The 20,978-nt window shown below is 34.8% G+C and carries 16 protein-coding genes and 2 pseudogenes; 6 read left to right on the forward strand and 12 right to left on the reverse strand.

The genetic code is table 11. The features are described from left to right. Positions 1-95: 95 nt before the first annotated feature. Positions 96-494, forward strand: coding sequence for a globin domain-containing protein (locus AZF08_RS21745; RefSeq protein WP_033673816.1), 399 nt, complete (start codon positions 96-98; stop codon positions 492-494). Next, positions 494-1,387, forward strand: coding sequence for a ClpXP adapter SpxH family protein (locus tag AZF08_RS21750; RefSeq protein WP_033673817.1), 894 nt, complete (start codon positions 494-496; stop codon positions 1,385-1,387). Before AZF08_RS21745 ends, AZF08_RS21750 begins: the two co-directional genes overlap by 1 nt. A 474-nt stretch (positions 1,388-1,861) precedes the next feature. Here the strand turns inward: AZF08_RS21750 and pepF are convergent, their stop codons facing one another. The 5 genes from pepF to mecA all read right to left on the reverse strand — a co-directional run bounded on the left by pepF (position 1,862) and on the right by mecA (position 8,874). After that, positions 1,862-3,688, reverse strand: a complete 1,827-nt coding sequence (pepF, locus tag AZF08_RS21755; protein WP_033673818.1) for an oligoendopeptidase F — start codon at positions 3,686-3,688, stop codon at positions 1,862-1,864. A 48-nt stretch (positions 3,689-3,736) separates the two neighbouring features. Continuing rightward, complete coding sequence (locus AZF08_RS21760) at positions 3,737-4,978, reverse strand: competence protein CoiA (protein WP_033673819.1); 1,242 nt, start codon at positions 4,976-4,978, stop codon at positions 3,737-3,739. Between the two features lie 96 nt (positions 4,979-5,074). Next, a complete protein-coding gene (gene cls, locus AZF08_RS21765; RefSeq protein ID WP_033673820.1) occupies positions 5,075-6,619 on the reverse strand; it encodes a cardiolipin synthase in 1,545 nt (514 codons plus the stop codon). A 126-nt stretch (positions 6,620-6,745) separates the two neighbouring features. Next, on the reverse strand, positions 6,746-7,867 hold the full coding sequence (gene tnpB / locus AZF08_RS21770; protein WP_033673821.1) for an IS200/IS605 family element RNA-guided endonuclease TnpB: 1,122 nt from the start codon (positions 7,865-7,867) through the stop codon (positions 6,746-6,748). A 335-nt stretch (positions 7,868-8,202) separates the two neighbouring features. Continuing rightward, entirely contained in the window at positions 8,203-8,874 is a 672-nt protein-coding gene (mecA, locus tag AZF08_RS21775; protein ID WP_033673822.1) for an adaptor protein MecA, read from the reverse strand. A 385-nt stretch (positions 8,875-9,259) separates the two neighbouring features. On the opposite strand from mecA, the gene AZF08_RS21780 reads away from it, so the two are divergent. After that, positions 9,260-9,934 carry a TerC family protein gene (locus tag AZF08_RS21780; protein WP_033673823.1) on the forward strand — a complete coding sequence of 225 codons (675 nt, stop codon included), beginning with the start codon at positions 9,260-9,262 and terminating at the stop codon, positions 9,932-9,934. Positions 9,935-10,010: 76 nt separating this feature from the next. Here the strand turns inward: AZF08_RS21780 and spx are convergent, their stop codons facing one another. Continuing rightward, on the reverse strand, positions 10,011-10,406 hold the full coding sequence (gene spx / locus AZF08_RS21785) for a transcriptional regulator Spx (protein WP_000258267.1): 396 nt from the start codon (positions 10,404-10,406) through the stop codon (positions 10,011-10,013). 630 nt (positions 10,407-11,036) lie between these two features. Between spx and AZF08_RS21790 the strand changes: the two genes are divergently transcribed. Continuing rightward, positions 11,037-11,240, forward strand: a complete 204-nt coding sequence (locus AZF08_RS21790; protein ID WP_033673824.1) for a hypothetical protein — start codon at positions 11,037-11,039, stop codon at positions 11,238-11,240. 141 nt (positions 11,241-11,381) lie between these two features. On the opposite strand, the gene AZF08_RS21795 is transcribed toward AZF08_RS21790, so the two are convergent. Further along, positions 11,382-11,777, reverse strand: a complete 396-nt coding sequence (locus tag AZF08_RS21795; RefSeq protein WP_033673825.1) for an SRPBCC domain-containing protein — start codon at positions 11,775-11,777, stop codon at positions 11,382-11,384. 709 nt (positions 11,778-12,486) lie between these two features. On the opposite strand from AZF08_RS21795, the gene AZF08_RS21800 reads away from it, so the two are divergent. Then, on the forward strand, positions 12,487-13,365 hold the full coding sequence (locus AZF08_RS21800; protein ID WP_033673826.1) for an AraC family transcriptional regulator: 879 nt from the start codon (positions 12,487-12,489) through the stop codon (positions 13,363-13,365). A gap of 304 nt (positions 13,366-13,669) precedes the next feature. Here the strand turns inward: AZF08_RS21800 and AZF08_RS21805 are convergent. The 3 genes and pseudogenes from AZF08_RS21805 to AZF08_RS21815 form a co-directional block, all read right to left on the reverse strand. Continuing rightward, positions 13,670-14,665: pseudogene (locus tag AZF08_RS21805) on the reverse strand (tyrosine-type recombinase/integrase); the annotation flags it as partial. Continuing rightward, a pseudogene (locus AZF08_RS31525) lies at positions 14,662-14,864 on the reverse strand (tyrosine-type recombinase/integrase); the annotation flags it as partial. The pseudogenes AZF08_RS31525 and AZF08_RS21805, both read right to left, overlap by 4 nt. Positions 14,865-15,105: 241 nt before the next feature. Next, the gene (locus tag AZF08_RS21815; protein WP_033673827.1) at positions 15,106-16,755 is read right to left on the reverse strand and encodes a peptide ABC transporter substrate-binding protein; all 1,650 of its coding nucleotides are present in this window, start codon (positions 16,753-16,755) and stop codon (positions 15,106-15,108) included. A gap of 451 nt (positions 16,756-17,206) precedes the next feature. Here AZF08_RS21815 and AZF08_RS21820 point away from each other — a divergent pair, with 451 nt between their 5' ends. Then, a complete protein-coding gene (locus tag AZF08_RS21820; RefSeq protein WP_033673828.1) occupies positions 17,207-18,598 on the forward strand; it encodes an MATE family efflux transporter in 1,392 nt (463 codons plus the stop codon). Positions 18,599-18,995: 397 nt separating this feature from the next. On the opposite strand, the gene AZF08_RS21825 is transcribed toward AZF08_RS21820, so the two are convergent. Continuing rightward, complete coding sequence (locus tag AZF08_RS21825) at positions 18,996-19,931, reverse strand: ABC transporter ATP-binding protein (RefSeq protein ID WP_033673829.1); 936 nt, start codon at positions 19,929-19,931, stop codon at positions 18,996-18,998. Next, positions 19,924-20,967, reverse strand: a complete 1,044-nt coding sequence (locus tag AZF08_RS21830) for an ABC transporter ATP-binding protein (RefSeq protein ID WP_033673830.1) — start codon at positions 20,965-20,967, stop codon at positions 19,924-19,926. Before AZF08_RS21830 ends, AZF08_RS21825 begins: the two co-directional genes overlap by 8 nt. Positions 20,968-20,978: the final 11 nt, after the last annotated feature.

Here is a 20,978-nt window from a genome sequence, read left to right on the forward strand (position 1 = left end):
AAACAAAAGATTGCACGAGAACTATTTAGTTGCTCTTCGTGACAATCCATTGCTACAATAGATATACATTTGATGGAAAAAGGAGTTTATAAAGGATGAGCAAGCAACCGATGACACCATTTGAAGCAATTGGCGGTGAACAAGGCATTGCAACATTAGTCGATACATTTTATTCCTATGTCAGTAGGCACCCTGACTTGTCTCCCATCTTCCCTGACGATTTAACAGAAACAGCCAGGAAACAGAAACAATTTCTAACACAGTATTTAGGTGGACCAAATTTATATACAGAAGAACATGGTCACCCTATGCTAAGAGCACGCCATCTCCCTTTTGAAATTACACCAAAGCGAGCGAAAGCCTGGTTAGCATGCATGGAGCAAGCTATGGAAGATACAGAAGTACACGGGCATGTTCGAGAATTTGTTTTTGAACGTTTAGCATTAACTGCACAGCATATGGTTAACACTCCAAATGAAACAGGTGAAGCATAATGGATAAACAAGAAGCAAAGCATATGCGCATGCCTTCTCTTTCCAAGTGTGAACATAAATCTGTAGAAGCCTATTTGTTTATCGATCCGCTTTGCAAAGAATGCTGGGAAATCGAGCCAGTAATCATAAAATTATGGCTTGAATATGGAAAGTATTTTTCAATTCGGCATATATTAACCGGCAAAGTGGAAGGGGCAATCGCCTCCTCACACAAATGGAATAAACCTGCTAATATTCGATTTGTGTGGGAAAAAACAACGAGTTTGCACGGATTTTCATGCGATGGCAAAGTACATATGCAAGATGCCTCGTCTATACCATATTTGGTTTCTATTGCGATCAAAGCAGCTGAGTTGCAAGGTCGAAAAGCAGGTTCGAAGTTTTTACGAAAACTCCAAGAGTACATTTTTCTTGAAAATGTATCGAAGCCAAGTGCGGAATTATTACTTAAATGTGCACAGCAAAGTGGTATTGATGTAGAGGAATTTCAAAAAGATTTACATTCGACTAGTGCAAAAAAAGCATTCCAATGTGATTTGAAATTTACAAACGAAATGCATATTACAGAAATCCCTTCTCTCGTATTCTTTCATGCAAATTCAGATGAAGAAGGCATTAAGATTGCAAGAATTTATTCCTATGATGTGTACGTACAACTCTTAAAAGAAATTGTAAAATGTGATATTGATCCAGCACCTTTACCACCACTGGAACACTTACTAGAAACGGTCCAATTTATGTCATCAAAGGAAATTGCATTTATCTACGACCGTCCGCAGCAAGAAATAGAATGCGAGCTAAAAAAATTGTCATTAAAAAGAAAAGTACGAATGATTGAAGTGAAATGTGAACGCTATTGGAAATGGATTGAAAAAGAAAAAGACCTGGTGTAAACACCAGGTCTTTTTCTTTACGGCTTATAAAAATATTAAAGGGGATGGGAGAAATTTTCACGTTCAAACAAAGGGGTATATGTTTGTATGTGAATTCGTTCACGCTTATTATATTACAAGATTCGACGTCAGATGACAACCCTTTTTGTCGAATTTCACACTTTTGTCACATTCTAAACGTTTTCATTCCTGAATAAGCTATAAAAAAAGCTTTTTTAGGAGGTTTTTTATGAAAAAAACATATATTTTACTTCTTTTTTTTAGTATTTTTATTTCCTTTTTCTTATACGTTCTTTCACTATTACAAGCATTCCCAAAAATTATCGCCCTACCGCTTTTATTTATAACCATTTTAATTAGCCTCTCATCTTTCAATCGTAGGAAACGATTCCAAGGCTTCTGAAATAAAGTGAAAATTCCATCAGTAGGGGATGAAAAAGACGAGAATTTTCATTCTCGTCTTCTCTTTCCCTACTATTTACCTTCAAACAATAGCGCTTCTAGTTCATTTAACTTCTCTTCAAATACTTGCAATGCCTCTTTAACAGGTTCCGGTGATGCCATATCTACGCCTGCTTTTTTCAGTACTTCAATTGGATAATCAGAACTTCCAGCTTTTAAGAATTCATTAATGTAACGTTCTACTGCTGGTTTGCCTTCTTCTAAAATTTGTTTTGATAAAGCAGTTGCCGCACTAAATCCTGTTGCATATTGATATACATAATAATTGTAATAGAAATGCGGAATACGAGACCACTCTAAACCAATTTCTTTATCGATTACTAAAGCATCTCCAAAGTATTTTTTATTTAGATCATAGTAAGTTTCTGTTAACATATCCGGCGTTACTGCATGACCTTCTTGTGCCCTTTGATGAATGATATGTTCAAATTCCGCAAACATTGTTTGACGGAATACAGTCCCACGGAACCCTTCTAAATAATGGTTCAATAAATATAAGCGCTCTTTTTTATCTTCCGTTGTTTTTAATAAGTAATCATTTAAAATTGCTTCGTTGCACGTAGATGCAACTTCTGCAACAAATATTGAATAGTCACCGTATACATGTGGCTGTGTTTTTCTTGTATAGTAGCTATGTACAGAATGACCGAACTCGTGTGCAAGTGTAAATAGATTATTCACATCATCATGCCAGTTCATTAATATATACGGATTTGTTCCGTATGTACCAGATGAATACGCACCGCTTCGTTTTCCTTTGTTTTCATACACATCTACCCAACGATTCTCGTATGCTTCTTTCAAAATCTCCACATACTCGTCACCAAGAACATTTAAAGATTTTAATAAAATGTCTTGTGCTTCGTCATACTTCACAGACATTTTCACTTCAGGTACAAGCGGTGTATATAAATCATACATATGTAATTCATCAAGTCCCAGTGCACGTTTGCGAATATCAATATAACGATGCAATAAATGTAAATTATCATTTACCGTCTCAACAAGTTGGTCATACACCGTTTCAGGAATATTATTATTACTTAACGCAGCTTGACGTGCAGAATCATATTTACGAACACGTGCATAGAAATTATTCCGTTTCACTGCACCATTTAATGTGCTTGCAAATGTATTTTTATACTTTCCATATGTTTCAAAAACAGCGTGAAATGCGTCATGACGCACACGATGATCATTGCTTTCTAAAAATTGACTATAACGACCATGTGTTACTTCTACTTCCTCACCATCTTCATCTTTAATGGATGGGAATTTTAAATCTGCATTATTAAGCATGCCAAACGTACTACTTGATGCACTCATTACTTCAGATGCTTCTGCTAACAACGATTCTTCAGCTTCTGACAGTACATGTGGGCGCTGACGTGTAATTTCTTCTAACGCATGTTCATATACGCTTAATTCTTTATTTTCTTGTAAAAATGATTGTAATTCTTCTTCTGAAATTGTTAAAATTTCAGGAACGATATAGGCCATACTACTTGAAGCTTGAGAATACAAGTTTGTTGCGCGATCATTTAGCGCCTGATAAACAGAATTTGTCGTATCTTGGTCATAACGCATATGTGCATATGTATATAGTTTTCCTAATCGCATAGAAACTTCGTCTTCATATTGCAATGCCGCTAATAATGCATCAGCAGATTCACCGAGTTTCCCTCTAAATTCACTTAATTTAGGTAGCAATCCCTTTATTGCTTGAAATTCTTTTTCCCATTCTTCATCAGTTTGGAAAATATCCTCTAATCGCCATGTGTTCATTTCTTCAATCTCACTGCGGTCTGGTAATGTTTTTGCTGCTTTTTGATCCGACATAAAATAAACCCTCCTTTTAATCTCTACTCAATTACAATTCGCTTCTTCTTATGTAATCCCTTCAGGGTACCCCTTTATTATATCCGCTTTTTCCTCTCTCATGTTGTACTTTGCTTCAAACAAAGCTAGTGCATGTGACAAACAAATTGCATCATATTCTTTTACTTCTGCTTCCGTTTTTGGCATCGCAAATTGCCTCGTTTTTCGATACTTATGCATATCCACTTTTTCAATCATCCCTACTTTACATAAAAACGTTACATACTCTACGGTTGCCAATTGCCATACATTTTGCGGAAAATACGGTAACGTGCGCCTCTGAATACTACGCTTTTTATTTACATAGTAAAAAACAGCATGCAATGAAAAATAATCTCCAATTTTAAATTTGCCAATGAAATCTATACAAAGAAAAGCTTGCCATACAAAAGGATGTGTTTGAAATGCAAATGCAGATGGAAGAGGAACACCAATTTCAGATGGAAAACAAGAAGGTGAAAGGTGGTATTGATATAAAAGGTGCAACAGTGATTTATGGCTATAATTCCATATGGGAAGGACATTCATTCGAAAGTAGTTCTTTTTATTCTGCCATTCCCGCTCCAATCGTTTTTTCGTAACTGGGACCTGGCAAAAGAGTTCCTCAAAAGTAACGGTACGCACCGGGAAATAAGTGATATGCGAGAAAGAAACATTTGTAGAAAACGGGGTAATAAGCTCACATTTCATAAATGATTTTTCATTTGGGCAAAAAAAGAGAAGTGAAGGCTGAGGATAAGATTGTATGCAGAGAAAATGAAACGAGGATAATGAGATCCAATAAGCAGAGTGCCTTTTCAGCTGATTCCCCCCTAATATCCAGAGAATTTGTATCCCTGCTTTCCAATATGAACGAGTTCGTTTTAATAAATGTTCGGTGGATAAAGATGCACATTGATATTCAATTGCAATCTGTCTCCCGTTCATTTCAATAAAGAGGTCGGGTCTTTGCCGAATTGCTGGGAGGTAATGTTCAATTTCTACATGGAATCCTTGCTCCCTAAACCATCTATACAGTTGTTCCTTTCCATGCATATGGTAAGCTGATTCATGTTCGGCTGAAACGAGGTACTGATTTGTTTTTTTATGGGCAAAATGCCATCTCTTTTGCTTTCCTAACTTAAGCTGCACTTCTCGCCCACATATCGGACAAAAAAAGCGCTCCTTCTTTCGCATTGCAAGTAACGCCCTTTCATCTTGGTTGTGCAGAAGATGAATCTTTTCACCATTTTCTCTCCTTGCGACAAACATAATATCACAACCTTTCTATACTGCTTTGTATTCTACAATTTGTTACAAATTCCTTTCTAAGTAAAAGAGGATGTCCTTGTAAGAACATCCTCTTTCCTATAATAAAGGTGATAATAAACGATATGTTGATTCAACAATGCGCTTATGCAGGCGCCTTCTATGAAAGTGATCTACATGAATTTCACTTGATACTTGTAAATCCTCTTTAAAATCTTGTACAAGCTTTCGAATACTGTTTGTATCATATAAAAAGGCATTTACTTCAAAATTCAAATGAAAACTCCTCATATCCATATTAGCTGTCCCAATCGATGCTAAATCAGAATCAACAATGACAATCTTACTATGCAAGAAGCCTTTTTCATACTCATATATCTTTACTCCTGCATCTAACAACTCTGGAAAATAAGATCTCGATGCATAAAAGACCGTCCTTTTATCCGGCTTACTTGGCATTAATAGACGAACATCAATACCAGCAAGAGCTGCTACTTTTAACGCAGATAAAATATCATCATCTGGAATGAAGTAGGGGGTAGCAATCCAAATAGATTTTCTGGCAGAGGCAATCATTGCAAAATAAAGATTCTTAATCGTTTCCCATTTATTATCCGGTCCTCCTGCAACAAGTTGCACACCACCCCAATGATCTCCTTCTACTGTTTGTGCCTGTAAATATTCAGGTGCTAATACTGCTTCACCTGTCATATAAAACCAATCTTGAAGAAAAATCAATTGTAAACTTTGAACCGCTTCACCTCGTAAGTATAAATGGGTATCTCGCCAAAATCCAAAATATTTATTTTCCCCTAAATATTCATCACCAATATTGAGTCCACCTACAAACCCTTCGTTTCCATCAATAACGACGATTTTCCGGTGATTTCGATAATTAATTTTATCATTCAAAATCGGAAACCGTACCGGAAAGAATGGAATCATCTCTACACCAGCATTATTTAATTCATCAATATAAGCGTTTGACAGCTTGAAACTTCCAACAGCATCATATAAAAAACGGACGACTACGCCCTCCTGTGCCTTTTGAATTAAAATATCTTTAATTTTTGTTCCAAGCCGATCATCACGTACAATGTAATATTCCATATGAATATGATGCTGCGCCTTTTTCAAACCGTCTAAAATCGCTTGAAACGTTTCATCTCCATTTGTTAATATTTTCGTTTCAGTCTGAAATGAAATATTTAACGCTCCAAGTCGATCAGCTAAGCGAAACAATAATTCTTGATGCTTATGATTTTGTAAAATGCGTTCTTGATAATCTTCATGCCCTTTGTACTGCAGGAAAGCTTGTTCATCCAAAAGTGCCTTCTTTTGAAACATCCGTTTTCTCCGGAAATTTTGTCCAAACAATAAATACGCAAAGAATCCAAATACAGGAAAAATACCTAGTACAATTAACCATGTCAACGTTTTGGATGGATGTCGATTTTCTAAAAAAATCACACAGCCAATTAAAAATGCAGAAACGGTAAATAAAATACTTATAATTCCTAAAATCGAAATGTTCTTTATACCTATAACATCTGAATAAAATGCTACATCAATAACCATTCGTAATGAAACAAACGCTGCAAATAATCCTATAAAAAAGAAAAGTAGCTTTAACGTATTTTTCATATCAGCCCTCCTTACTTACAAAGCTTTTCTATTATTAGCATGCCCATCATTTGAACTCCCTCCACTTACTAAAGCTCCTTGAAGTAAAGGATTCCTAAGTACGGAAGCATATCCGCTTCTAATTGATTAGGCTATCCCCGTATTCCCTACGGTTAAGATACGAATGGCTTCGTCTCTCAGATTTTGTCCTGCGTTAATATCCCTGTCGTGATGCGTGCCGCAAGAAGGGCAATCCCACTCACGAAGGTTTAAATTCTTAACGTCTTTGTTTTGGTATCCACAACACGAACACAGCTGAGAACTAGCAAATGTTTTAGACACAGTAATGACTTTCTTGTCATACCGCTTTGCTTTGTATTCCAGCATGTTTCTAAACTGCGACCAAGATGCTTCGCTAATCGCTTTAGCTAATTTGTGATTCTTTAACAGATTTGATACTTGCAAATCTTCAATACCAATAATGTCGTGGTTTTTGACAATTTCAGTAGAGATTTTTTGCAAATAGTCTATTCTTGCATTAGCGATTCTTTCATGGATACGCGCGACTTTAATCCGCTGTTTATTCCAATTCGAAGAACCCTTCACACGCCTAGAAAGAATACGCTGTGCTTTCCCTAACTTCTCTTCCAGTTTGCGAAACCATTTCGGGTTAGAGAATACTTTTCCTGTACTCAAAATAGCAAAGTCTTTTAATCCAACGTCAACACCAACAGAAGAACCTGTTTTTTGTAATGGCTGCACTTCTGTTTCAGTAAGAATAGATACAAAGTATTTACCGCTTGGATTTCGTCTTACAGTAGCATTTAGAATACGCCCTTCTACTTCACGACTTTTTGCAAACCGAACAAGACCAAGTTTCGGCAATTTGATTTTGTTACCTACAATCGCAATATTTCCGTTTGTATGCTTTGTTGTATAGGATTGTACTGGATTCTTTTTCGATTTGAACCGTGGTATATCATTTTGCTTCTTGAAGAAACGAGCAAATGCATCGATAAGATATTTGAGTGCATATTGTAAGGAAATACTATCCACTTCTTTCAACCACACAAATTCCTTTTTCAAATGAGTTAATTTTTTAGAACAAGAATTGTATGTGAATCCTTTTCCCGTTTTCTTATGGGTATCGTTCCATTGTTCTAAAAAGTGATTAAACACAAAACGACTACAACCAATTGTTTTCGCGATTAAGATTTCTTGTTTTTGGTTTGGATAGATACGAAATTTGTACGCCTTTTTCACTAACATTGATTTTTCACTTCCTTTTGATATACTTAGTATCTCATTTTAAAGAAGTGGTCTCAACGAAAAAGGTGGCTGTTATGTTGCGATTTCCAAAAGGCTGATTGGAGCAAGTAGACACATATAAAGAAGAAAAGGGGTTTAGAAATCGTGCCCAAACTCTTTTCATTTCTTACAAATAGCACTCGAAAAGTCGGATCAATAGCGTAGGCATAAGCCATGCCCGATCTGAAGGCGATTCAGCCTCCACTTACCCACTAATCTATGCCCTTCACGTTCCTTAAGGTTGGGGCTTCTCAACTAAAATGATAAAAAGCCGATTTCATACTATAGAAATCGGCCTACTTCTTAGAAGGAAAATGACTGCGAATCATCTCAAGTGCATGTTCTTTAACAATCTGTTTTCCGTACTCACTTACACGGTGAACCGTTAAAGTAGATTCTTCCCCATATTCTAAAATAACACTTAGAATACGATCGATTTCTTCTTCATCATGTAGCACTTCATCAAATTCAACATATACATAATAGCGGTCTTCAAATGAATATAATTCATCCTTTATATCTTCAAATATGAGACGATGACTTAGCGAGATAACATCTTCAAAATCATTAAATTTAATTAAAAAACCAAATTTCCCATCTTCGCTAAAGTTTGTTCCCACTTCTTCTTCTAGCTCTTGTTGAAATAACGTTTCAATACGATCATCTAGTGGTATATCAATAATTTTATCTAGGCCTATTGGTAATTCTAATTTTTGTCCATCTTTCGAAAGCTGTGCTTTCGTTACAAGTACCTCGATACCTTTATCCAGCGCCTGCACTTGAATCCATAGCGGTCCATCAATAAAGAAATCATCATTACCGCGCGCTTCATCCATCATTTCCCAAAATAATTCTTCACTTCGTTCGCGATTATACCAAATCTCTTCACGATCGAACCCTCTATCCTCTATATCAACGTACGTAATAAAAAATTTCATCGTATGGTCATTAATTCTTTCAATATCCAAAATACAACTCTCCCTTCCTCTTTGGAATTGTTATGAAGGGATTCCCCACTCATATGACAAATCAATAGATTCTTGTACTCTCATTTTATGATAAGATTCTCCAGAATGGAAATAAAATCGTTTTATTTTACAAAAACAGTCATTCACCTATAATTATTTCATACAAATTTATCATTATTTTACTCCTCTAAAGGAAAAAATGTCTATTTTCCATCCAATTATGTACACTTACTAAATGAACATACCTATCCCCATCAACAAAAAAATTGGACATACAATTACACATCTCACCGTACACTGTAATAAAGCTGGTCAAGCTTTTACACATCATACATATATTCACAATTATATTGCTTATTAAAACAGAATAACTGGAGGCAAAATAATGGAGTTAGATTTTTTAACATCTATACTAATGATTATCGGTATCGATGTTGTATTAGGTGGTGATAATGCAATTGTCATCGCACTTGCTAGCCGCAACTTACCCGAAGCAAAACGAAATAAAGCCATCTTTATTGGTACGGGTTTAGCGATCGTACTAAGAATTCTCCTTACAATACTTGCCGTCTATTTACTTGATATTCCTTTCCTACAGCTTATTGGAGGCATTTTATTAACACTTATAGCTGTAAATTTACTTACCGATAATAGCAACGATCTTTCTTCTATTCAAGCGAAAACAACATTATTTCAAGCGGTGCGTACAATCGTATTTGCAGATCTCGTGATGGGTTTTGATAATGTCCTTGCGATCGCCGGAGCGGCTCACGGAAACATTATACTTGTGATTATCGGATTATTAATTTCCATTCCCATTATTATTTGGGGAAGCAAGCTCATTTTAATATTTATGGAGCGTTTTCCTTTTCTTATTTATTGCGGAGGAGCTGTTCTTGCTTATACAGCTGGAAGGATGATTACACATGAAACAAGACTGGCAACTTTTTTCAATCATAATCCTACCTTTACAACAAGCATTCCCTTCCTCTTTATTTTTACAGTATTATGCGTCGGATTTATCGTTCAACAAGTAAAACTTCGCAATATGAATCATTAATACATGTTAAACAAATGAAAGTATGCGAAAACCTTCTACTATAAGGTAGAAGGTTTTCGCATACAAAACTTTATTATTAATTTACAAGGCGCTGTGCCTCACGTAACTGAAATGTTCTTACTGTACGTGGTAAAAAACGACGAATTTCATCTTCGTTATAGCCTACTTGAAGACGTTTTTCATCAATCATAATAGGACGGCGTAAAATGCCCGGATAGTCACGAATCATCTTATATAAATCTTGAAGCGGTAAAGATTCTAAGTTAACATTTAACTCTTGAAAAACTTTCGAACGAGTAGAAATAATCTCATCCGTTCCACTTTCTGTCATGCGTAAAATTTCTTTAATTTCCTCAATTGTTAATGGATCTGAGAAAATATTACGTTCTGTATAGGGAATATGATTTTCCTCTAGCCATAATTTCGCCTTTCTACAAGACGTACAGCTTGGAGAACTATATAATGTTACCATACAAGACTCACTCTCCTTAAAGAGTACAAATTCTGTACCAATTACAGTTTGAATTTCTATTTTCCAGCAATTCTCCACTATAACTTGTCTTACAACAAAATAAAAAATTGCTTTAAATGTAAACAACAACTTATAAGCAAGCAACTTTCAGTAAACGACAATTACTTTAAATAAGTAACTTCTATAAACATTATACAATAGATTCTGAAAGAAATATACAGTAAATTTCCTTTCTTATCAGAAAGTATTCGTCCGTCTTTAGCGAATGCTTAACACGAATAAATTTGAATATAGGTGCTGCAAATATAACCCCTCAGTTCCCTTGATATACGCTTTAAAGTTAATTTTTAACCTGTGATAAGAAATGACTTTTCTTCAAATCAGATACTGCACCCTGTTTCAAAGATAGCGTTTTCTTACCTTTTTTTGATGAAACAATGATAAAATGTAAGACTTTTTGATATCCGAAACACCTCGACTAAAGAACATTTGTTCTTGTTAATTTTATCAAATCTCATTATTACTGTCTAGCATATTTTTAAGTAAAATAATATTTTTCTGATTTTTCTTTCTTTTCGATGCTTTTTCTCATACAATACAAGTACAGATAAGCAAAGGGGGAAATTACATATGGTTACTTTTTTTATTGATTTTGCAATTGTCGCTGCCCTCGTCATCGGTATCACAGCATTGATTGGTGTCATTACAAATAGCATCGGTGAAAAGCTATTTGGCGGAAATGAAAAAATGAAGTTTGTTACTAAAAGTGCAGAAGTACAATCTGGCTGGAAGCAAGTTGGTGGGAAGGGAATTTATAAGAAACGTACGTATTAAAAAGAAGCAGGGAATATCTTATCAAGACCTAAATCGAAAAAATTCATAAAAAATAAAGGGTGATACATATTAGTCATGTATAATATGTATCACCCTTTTCCTACTTGTTCCACAAACGCGCCCTATTCTGGAATAACCTTTTTAAATATTAGGTAATTCATCTCCTTCTACTAAGGCTTTCAAATTTTCTAAAGAGGCAGCGAAACCTTCCGAATTCATTGTTACTCTTGTTCCATTTGCTTCATCTGTTAATGCAATTGATATAAGAATTTGTTGTGAATCTAAACGAAAAGCAAATTCCTGATATGTATCAACATTCTCAATTGTTAAGGTCATTGGAAGTTTCTCTGTAAGGTTATTATGTACACTAGGCATTAACGTAAAAGTAATTTTCTCCCCAACATTCAGACTAGGAATTTCCCAAGGTGAACCAGGTGCATACCACTGTGAAAGTTTATCATCATTTATTATTGCATTCCAAACTTTCTCTTTATTGCTATCAATCCAAACAGAACTCTCATCTTCTGCATTATCCATAATTCTTACCCTCCGTTAATTTGAATTAATTATTTTAATCCTTATACAACAGTAATGTCCTATTGCTTAATACCAATTATTTCAAAATAAGTAAACTAACTCAAATCATTTTCTACAAAAAGGGAACTTTCCTTGTTCTTGAAAAGCACCTCTTTTGCGGAAGATCGTTATTAAAGAAAAAAACAGTTGAATAAGAAATTTTATTCAAAGCCACAGAAACTGATATGATTCAATTTTTTCATCACAAACATATCTTTTATTTTAATTCAAAGAAGCTGAAACTTGTATTTTTTTCATAAGTCAAAAACCGTTTAATTAAAATAATCATTGAGTTTGATAAACCTTGATCACTAAGCTCAGAAATAACAGCTTCTAATCCGACTTTTTCAAGTTTATCTAGAATTAAAATAACTTTATTGTTCAACTATCTTGATCAGCTAAGATTTGAAGATAGTGAACGCTCTATTAAAGAGCTTGCAGTGGATGGGCTAATGAATAAAGTCTCTGATACCAATAATGATATTCGTTAAGACAAGTTGAGTACGTTTAATAGCTATTTAACGTCATAGATGACTAATAAAGAATGTTATGAAATGATTGTTTAAGTGACTATAATAATGGAAGACAAGTTCCGATAAATTCCGTATAAAAAATATCGAGTGAATAATAAATTTTAACGATATTATGTATTTGTAAAGGAGGGAAATGAATGTTACAAGAATTCAATAATTTAATGGATTACATCGAAACACATTTAACGGAAGAAATCTCTGGAAAAGATATATCAAAAATTGTAGGACTATCTGATTATCATTTTAAAAGAATGTTTTCGTATATGGCTGGAATGTCATTGAATGAGTATATCAAAAATAGGAGATTATCAGTTGCGAATGTTGAATTAATAAACGGAGCAAAAGTGACAGATATTGCCTATAAATATGGCTATCAATCTATAGAGGGATTTTCAAGAGCCTTTCGTGAATGGAGTGGTTTTTTACCTTCAGAAGTAACTAAAAACAAAATTCAAAAATCATTTCCCAAATTTTCATTCTTTATAGATATAAGAGGAGGAATATCCATGGAATTCAAAATTGAAAAAAAAGAGAAGTTTAATATAGTAGGTGTCTCGAAAAGAGTGCCAATTCAATTCGAAGGTGAAAATAATGCTATCTTAGAACTAGCTCAGTCAATTACCGAACAACAAAGAAATGAAATGCATCAATTAGCTGATTTATATCCTCATCAAGTCTTGAATGTATCTTATGATTTTGATGATGGTTTCTTGGAAGAAAAAGGCTCCTTAACTCATATGATTGGTTTTGCAACTACAAAAGAAAATCCATTCGATGATTTAGAGCAAATTTCTATTGAAGAAAGTTTATGGGCAATTTTCCCTAATCAAGGACCATTTCCTGCTACGCTTCAAGAAACTACCGCAAAAATTTATTCTGAATGGTTGCCTTCTTCAGATTATGAAGTAGCAGATATACCTGGATTTTCTTTTACAAAGCACAATGGTACATCGGAAAAGGTATATAGCGAAATTTGGATGCCAGTAAAGAAAAAAGTTAGCGATAAGCTTGGATGATTATTATATTTACAGAAGTGTTATTCCGTTAAATCTTCATTTACCATATTAGCTCAGTCAGTAGATATTGACTGGGCTTTTTGAATTTGATGAAAAATCAACACTTTTCGCTAACAGAGCCTAAAGATGAAATATTTGGTACCAGTTTTATCACGCCCCTTTATTTTGCGCCCGATTGCTTTCCATTTCATAGATTTATTTCTTATCCTTATTCCATTCATATGGTTTTTTGCCCACTCCCATAAAACATAAACCCAAAATACTAAAACAGAAATTACAATATTATTTATCCACTGGATTTCTTCATCATTGAATAGTTGCCGTTTAGTTGAACTAAACAACTAGAGGTTAATCCTAATACATCCGAAATACGAAGTCCTGTTTTGAAGGCAACCCACACGACAGGGATTAAATCTTTAGGTAAATCATTGATGTGGATGAAAAGTTTTTCTAACACATAGTCAGGGATATAGTCAATCTGATCAACCGATTTCTTTCGTAACTTCGGCTTATCCTCTGGGAAAAGTAACAATCGTACATGAGTTTCGGGGACGATTTCATATTCGTATCGTTGAATGTCCGAAAGAAACTTTCCTAAGTACTCTATTGCCAGTCTCACATATTTTTCAGGATGTGCATTTTTTTGTTTTAAATTGTTTTTAGCGTATTTATGTAGCCATTGAAGGTATTGTTCCATATGTGAACGCTTCATTCCCTTTAAATCTTTCCATTTTGGTTCTAACGAAAATATGAAAGAAATGAATTTGGGTAAATATCTTAAATAATCACGTGCCGTTCCCCAAGAAAAATTATGTTTACTTAATAATCTTTGTTTGGTATACCTTTTCACTTGTTGACGTATATTGACTTCTTCAATCTTAGTGAAGTCAATATAAAAGTCGGATTTACTTTTGTTATAATAAATCCCATACTTTTCATGCAAAATCCGTACATCCCATCGGTCTTTTTCCCATTCTTCGCGATTGTCCGTTAGTTCAAAAAGATTTGTATGTAAGACTCGTAAAAAGTTTGCTGTTCCTGACTTGTATGTGTATTCACCATATGTGTTTTGCGAAGTTTCTTGTGTCTGAATCCCTTGCTCGTTTAACCAAAATATCCATTCTCTCTCTGCTTTTTCAATGTCCAAATCAAGAAGTGAATGGGTAGTAGGGTATTTTTGATTCATGAACAATATTAATTTATTTAATCTTGTTGCTTGTCCACTAAAGACACTACTTAAAGCCCATTCATCGTTAAATAGCTTGTGATACCATACATACTTTACTTCTAAGTTGACCGTATGTACTTATAATCCTTATTTGTTTCTTCTAAGTAAAATACTGTTTTAAGGAGTAACAATATGTCTTTTGTGTATTGCTGCTTTTACCTGTTGTATCTAAATATTTAATGTACTTAAGTACAGGGAGAACTGGAAACCCATTATGATCTAAAAGCATATACCGTTTGGTTTGGTCTATTAAAACTTCTTGTACCCTCATTCTTTATCTCCCTCCTTGAGAATAGTTACCGCTACCCGCTATGGGACTTTCTCCCCCCCTCTGAAATTTAATGAAATACTCATATATCACTTATACATTTTATACAATTTATACAATTTATACTAAATAAAAATGGTATGTATAGAGATTATAATATATAAAAAAATAGTGGATACTATGTTATATTAAACATAGTATCCACTATTCATTATAGTACGGTTAAAATTCCCCTGCTTCTTTTTTATTTTTTTTCGACTGATGCCCATTTAAAGCTTAAATCGCCGCCATAATTATGCTTATAAATATCCTTAACTGTTCCTCTTTCTAAATAAGCTGTGCTGCGTTGATAGACAGGAGCAATTGCAGCCTCATCCAGAAGAATTTTTTCTGCTTCAAGTAAACTATTCCAACGTGCCTTTACATCACTACCATCTGTCTTTGCTTTTTTAATAATTTCATCATATTTCGGATTAGAATAACTCATTTTATTTTGCGCACCATCTGTTATAAACATATCAAGATAAGTAACTGGATCTGGGAAGTCCGGACTCCATCCAGCGAAAGTCATTTCATAATCGCCACTTTCTTCTAATTTAAGTTTTTGTGCAAATGGTTGTTGCTTTATTTTCAATGTAAAACCAGGTAAGTTCTTTTCTAACTCTCCTTTTAAGTACTCCCCTGTTCTCTTAGATAAATCTACATCTTCATTTAATAGCTCGATCTCAATTTTATCTTTTCCTAGTTCTTTTTTACCTGCTTCCCAATATTTCTTCGCTTCTTTCACATTGGCTTTTACTAACGCTCCATTTTCAGCTCGGAAATCTTTTTTATTTGGCCCTGTAATAAACTTGTTTGGAATCAATCCTGTCGCCTCAATGGAACCATTGTTTAAAATTGTATCAACAAACGATTTACGTTCAAAAGCAAGTGAAATCGCCTTACGTATATTCTTATTTGCTAAAGCTTCGTTTTTCTGATTGAAACGAAGGAAGAATACAGAAGCTTCATGTTCAGTTTTAAAATCTGCATCCCCTTTATACTTATCAACGAATTCAGATCTCAAATTCACACGATCTATCGCTTTTGTATTGTATAAATTAATTGCTGTTGCCAAATCTTTTACAATATTAAAGTTTACTTCTTCTAGTTTAACTTCTTTATTGTCCCAATATGATGGATTTTTCTTTATTTGGAAACTTCTTTCATGCTTCCAGTCGCTTAATACAAATGGACCATTATAAAGCGTTGTATTTGCTTCTAAACCAAACTTTTCACCTTGCTCTTTTGTATATTTTTCATTTACAGGATAGAACAATGGATAAATCATTAAGTTTTCAAAATAAGGAACTGGATGTTCTAATTCTACTTCCAATGTATAATCATCAACGGCCTTTACACCTAATTGATCTGGTGACATTTCTTTTTTATTAATTTTTTGTGCATTTTTAACATCGAACATAATGTATGCTGATACTGCTGCTTTATCTGGATTAATTGCTCGTTGCCATCCGAATACAAAGTCTTTAGCCGTTACAGGATCTCCATTTGACCACTTTGCATCTTCACGCAATTTAAACGTATATTTTTTCCCATCTGCTGATTTTTCACTTGATTTTGCTACACCTGGAACAAGCTTGTCTCCTTTTTCAAGACGGTATAGCCCTTCCATCGTATTATTCATCACTCGTGATGATACTGCATCAGCTGATAACGCTGGATCCATTGTTGGAATTTCCTGTGTTTCCGTTAAATTTATTACTTGTTTCGCATTACTATTGCCACTTTCCCCTTCAGCTTTCGCTTGTGACTCATCCTTTTGGTAACTACACGCCCCTAAAATCATGCTCATTGCTAATGTTGATGCTACGAAAACTGGTAACTTTTTCTTCATTTTTCCACCCTCCAAAAAAATGTTAGCCCTTTCATTTTCGAACAAAAAGAAATATATTTATCTTCTAATAATTCATATTATACACATAAATATATTCTTTGTATATTTATTTTCCTATCTTGTTAAAATTTTCTGGTAACAAAATAATTTCTGTAAACGTTTTATATTACTTATTTAGTCACCTAAAATACCAAAAAAAAGATTATTTTTATAATTATCTAAATTATCAGAGTATAACTAATTTTATATTATATAATATTTTTTGTATAATTATTCCGTTCTATCATGCTGCATTTTTTCCATTACAACGTATGGAATCTCTATCAATTCTACATGTGTCAGTCATCGAAAAAACACCTATTAACACTTACACTGCAAAATCAATGCAAGTGTTAATAAAGTATGTTAAGATACACTTTGTTCAAAAAGATATCAGGAAAGTGGGGATGGGATGGCAGCGATTAAATTAAAGAATGGGCAGGAAGAAAAATTAAATTTATTCTTCTTAACATGGCCCATTTTTTTAGAAGTTTTTCTTTTTATGTTAATGGGGATCGCTGATACATTTATGCTCAGTGCCCTATCAGACGACGCAGTATCAGGTGTTGGAGCAGCAAATCAATATCTTCACATTGCAATATTAGTGCTAGAAGTAATCGGAAATGGTGCTGCAATTGTTGTATCTCAGTACCTTGGTTCCAAACGATACATCGAAGCATCAAAAATATCAGCGTTAGCAGTAACGTTAAACTTAGGGGTCGGGCTCATTATAAGCGCCGGTTTTCTTTTATTTTCAAGACACATGATGACTGCAATGAATTTGCAAGGCGATGTATTAGCTTATGCACAAAATTATTTATCAATTGTTGGGGGAGCAATCTTTCTTCAAGCCATAATAAATTCATTAGCTGCCATTATTCGTGTACATGGATTTACAAAACAAGCGATGTTTGTTTCATTAGGAATGAACATTATTCATATCGCTGGAAATTATCTGCTTATTTTCGGAAAATTAGGTCTACCTGAACTAGGTGTTCAGGGCGCTGCTATCTCATCAGCTTGCAGCCGACTTATCGCACTCCTCGTTTTCTTCTGGTTACTATACCGTGTAATGGAGTACCGAGTGAAATTGAAATACTATATTACATTATCTAAAGAATATATTGGAAAGATTTTAAAAATTGGTATTCCATCAGCATTTGAACAAGTTATGTACCAAGCATGCCAAATTGTCTTCTTATATTATGCGACATATTTAGGGGCAGAATCATTAGCAGCAAGACAATACGCTACAAACATTTCAATGTTTACTTATTTATTTGCGATTGCTATTGGAATGGGAACAGCAATTATTGTTGGTCGTTTAGTCGGGGGAAATCAAAAAGACGAAGCCTATATACGTGTGTGGAAAAGTGTAAAATGGGCCATCGGTGTTACATTATGTATGGTTGTTCTTGTCATAGCATTTCGTACACAGTTAATGGGGTTATTTACAGATAATCCCCATGTTATCGCTTTAGGAGCAACGGTTCTTCTATTAAGCATTATATTAGAAACAGGCCGAACGATGAATATTGTCATCATCAATTCACTGCGCGCGGCTGGTGATGCAAAATATCCCGTATTAATCGGAGCATTCTCAATGGTCTTGATGAGTTTACCGCTCGGTTACTTTTTCGTGTTTCATTTAGACATGGGACTCGTTGGCATTTGGTTAGCAATTGCTATCGATGAGTGGACGCGCGCTATTATTATGTTCTTCCGCTGGAGAAGTAGAGCATGGGAAAGTTATGCACTTGTTAAACCGGAGACTTCTGAAGAGTCAGCACCTGTTCAAGCCTAATACGAATCTGGTACACTACTTTTATAACTCTATAATACTATAAGTCACAGCTTTGAAAGTAAAAGGAGATCTCCACTCGTTTTCTCCTTTTGTTTTCACTTAGCATGGGGCTAAAAAAGGTCCTGACCGCTTCTATCCATGGCCGGATCCTCTCTCCCATCTAAAAGAGAAAGTTTTCTATTTGTATTTATATTGATTTTCCAATACATAAGTCACGGCTTTGAAAACAAAAGGAGATCTCCACTCGTTTTCTCCTTTTGTTTTCACTTAGCATGGGGCTAAAAAAAGGCCCTGACCGCTTCTATCCATGACCGGATCCTCTCTCCCATCTAAAAAAGCAGGTTTTCTATTTGTATTTAAATAGAAAGAAGCGGCCATAAAGGCCGCCTTCTTTCTATTATTGATAGATTTCTTTATATTTCTTGTATTCTGCTTCTGAACAAAGAACAAAATGTCCAGGACGAATTTCTCGCATAGTAGGTGCTTCATTCTCATATTGGTGCTGAGACGGATCATACACAATACGTTTACGATTGCGCTCATAGTCCGGATCAGGAAGCGGAATTGCTGATAATAATGATTTTGTATATGGATGAATCGGATTCTCATATAACTCTTCACTACTTGTCAATTCAACAATTTGACCACGGTACATAACACCAATACGATCACTAATGTATTTTACCATTGATAGGTCATGGGCAATGAATAAATACGTTAACCCTTTATCTCGTTGCAGTTGTTTCAGTAAGTTTACAACTTGCGCCTGAATCGATACGTCAAGTGCTGAAATTGGCTCATCCGCAATAATAAACTCTGGTTCTACCGCAAGGGCACGAGCGATTCCAATACGTTGACGTTGTCCACCAGAAAATTCATGTGGGAAACGGTTCGCATGTTCTTTATTTAGTCCAACTGTATTAAGTAATTCATGAACACGATCCATACGTTCTTTTTTATTCTTCGCTAAGCCGTGAATATCAATACCTTCTGCAATAATATCGCCAACTGTCATACGAGGATTTAATGACGCATATGGATCTTGGAAAATCATTTGCATTTTACGATTAAATTTCTTTAATTCTGCTCTTGATTTCTTCCCATGTACGTTTTCTCCATCGAACAACACTTCTCCAGCAGTTGCATCATATAATCGAATAATTGTTCTTCCAGTTGTAGATTTTCCGCACCCAGACTCTCCCACAAGTCCAAATGTTTCACCGCGGTAAATATCAAATGAAATATCGTTGACCGCTTTTACAACACCACCACTAACATTGAAATGTTGTTTCACATTTTTCACTTCAATTAATTTTTCACGTTGCTTAGTCATGTTGTTCACCTGCTTTCATTTGAAGAATTCGTTTTTGAACGACTTCCGGCGGTTGTACTTCTGGAGCTTGCTCGTGAAGTAACCATGTTGCCGCATAATGTGTATCACTTACTTTAAAGAACGGTGGTTCCATTTCAAAATCAATTTTTAACGCCTGTGGATTACGTGGTGCAAACGCATCCCCTTTTGGCGGTTTTAATAAATCTGGAGGCGTTCCAGGAATTGCATATAACTCTGCCTCTGAACCTTCTAAACTTGGCATAGATGCGATTAGTCCCCATGTATAAGGATGCTTAGGATTGTAGAAAATTTCATCAACCGTTCCAATTTCAACAACTTTACCAGCATACATAACCGCAACTCTATCTGCAACGTTTGCCACTACACCTAAGTCATGCGTAATGAAAATAATTGCTGCTTCCGTTTTCTGCTGAATATCCTTCATTAACTCTAAAATTTGAGCTTGAATTGTAACGTCAAGCGCTGTTGTTGGCTCATCCGCAATCAATAACTTTGGATTACAAGCTAAGGCCATCGCAATAACAACACGCTGTCTCATACCACCGGAAAATTGGTGTGGATATTGTTTTAAACGTGCTTCTGGATTTGGAATTCCAACAAGGTCAATTAACTCTAAAGCAACTTTACGTGCATCTACTTTACTCATCCCTTGGTGTTTAATAAGACCTTCCATAATTTGATTACCAATTGTCATCGTAGGGTTTAATGATGTCATCGGATCTTGGAAAATCATCGCAATTTCTTTTCCGCGCACTTGCTGCATTTCTTTTTCTGTTAATTTTGTTAAATCACGACCATCAAATACAATCTCTCCATTTTTAATACGCCCTGGAGGGTTAGGGATTAGCCCCATTAGCGCTTTCGAAGTAACTGATTTCCCAGAACCAGATTCACCTACAATCGCTAATGTTTCTCCCTTTTTCAAATCAAATGTAACTCCGCGAACAGCTTGTACTTCACCAGCATGTGTATCAAAGGAGACTTGTAAATCTTTTACCTCTAACAATGTTTTCATTTCTTCCTCTC

The organism is Bacillus gaemokensis (genome assembly GCF_001590835.1).
In the GTDB taxonomy this organism is placed as follows: domain Bacteria; phylum Bacillota; class Bacilli; order Bacillales; family Bacillaceae_G; genus Bacillus_A; species Bacillus_A gaemokensis.

What these genes read in the sequence shown, in the direction of transcription:
- AZF08_RS21780 (WP_033673823.1), top strand. Translation starts at nt 9,260, where the DNA reads ATGGAGTTAGATTTTTTAACATCTATACTAATGATTATCGGTATCGAT.
- AZF08_RS21825 (WP_033673829.1), bottom strand. Translation starts at nt 19,931, where the DNA reads ATGACTAAGCAACGTGAAAAATTAATTGAAGTGAAAAATGTGAAACAA.
- cls (WP_033673820.1), bottom strand. Translation starts at nt 6,619, where the DNA reads ATGAAAAATACGTTAAAGCTACTTTTCTTTTTTATAGGATTATTTGCA.
- AZF08_RS21795 (WP_033673825.1), bottom strand. Translation starts at nt 11,777, where the DNA reads ATGGATAATGCAGAAGATGAGAGTTCTGTTTGGATTGATAGCAATAAA.
- AZF08_RS21750 (WP_033673817.1), top strand. Translation starts at nt 494, where the DNA reads ATGGATAAACAAGAAGCAAAGCATATGCGCATGCCTTCTCTTTCCAAG.
- AZF08_RS21820 (WP_033673828.1), top strand. Translation starts at nt 17,207, where the DNA reads ATGGCAGCGATTAAATTAAAGAATGGGCAGGAAGAAAAATTAAATTTA.
- AZF08_RS21815 (WP_033673827.1), bottom strand. Translation starts at nt 16,755, where the DNA reads ATGAAGAAAAAGTTACCAGTTTTCGTAGCATCAACATTAGCAATGAGC.
- AZF08_RS21830 (WP_033673830.1), bottom strand. Translation starts at nt 20,967, where the DNA reads ATGAAAACATTGTTAGAGGTAAAAGATTTACAAGTCTCCTTTGATACA.
- AZF08_RS21760 (WP_033673819.1), bottom strand. Translation starts at nt 4,978, where the DNA reads ATGTTTGTCGCAAGGAGAGAAAATGGTGAAAAGATTCATCTTCTGCAC.
- pepF (WP_033673818.1), bottom strand. Translation starts at nt 3,688, where the DNA reads ATGTCGGATCAAAAAGCAGCAAAAACATTACCAGACCGCAGTGAGATT.
- tnpB (WP_033673821.1), bottom strand. Translation starts at nt 7,867, where the DNA reads ATGTTAGTGAAAAAGGCGTACAAATTTCGTATCTATCCAAACCAAAAA.
- AZF08_RS21800 (WP_033673826.1), top strand. Translation starts at nt 12,487, where the DNA reads ATGTTACAAGAATTCAATAATTTAATGGATTACATCGAAACACATTTA.
- AZF08_RS21745 (WP_033673816.1), top strand. Translation starts at nt 96, where the DNA reads ATGAGCAAGCAACCGATGACACCATTTGAAGCAATTGGCGGTGAACAA.
- spx (WP_000258267.1), bottom strand. Translation starts at nt 10,406, where the DNA reads ATGGTAACATTATATAGTTCTCCAAGCTGTACGTCTTGTAGAAAGGCG.
- AZF08_RS21790 (WP_033673824.1), top strand. Translation starts at nt 11,037, where the DNA reads ATGGTTACTTTTTTTATTGATTTTGCAATTGTCGCTGCCCTCGTCATC.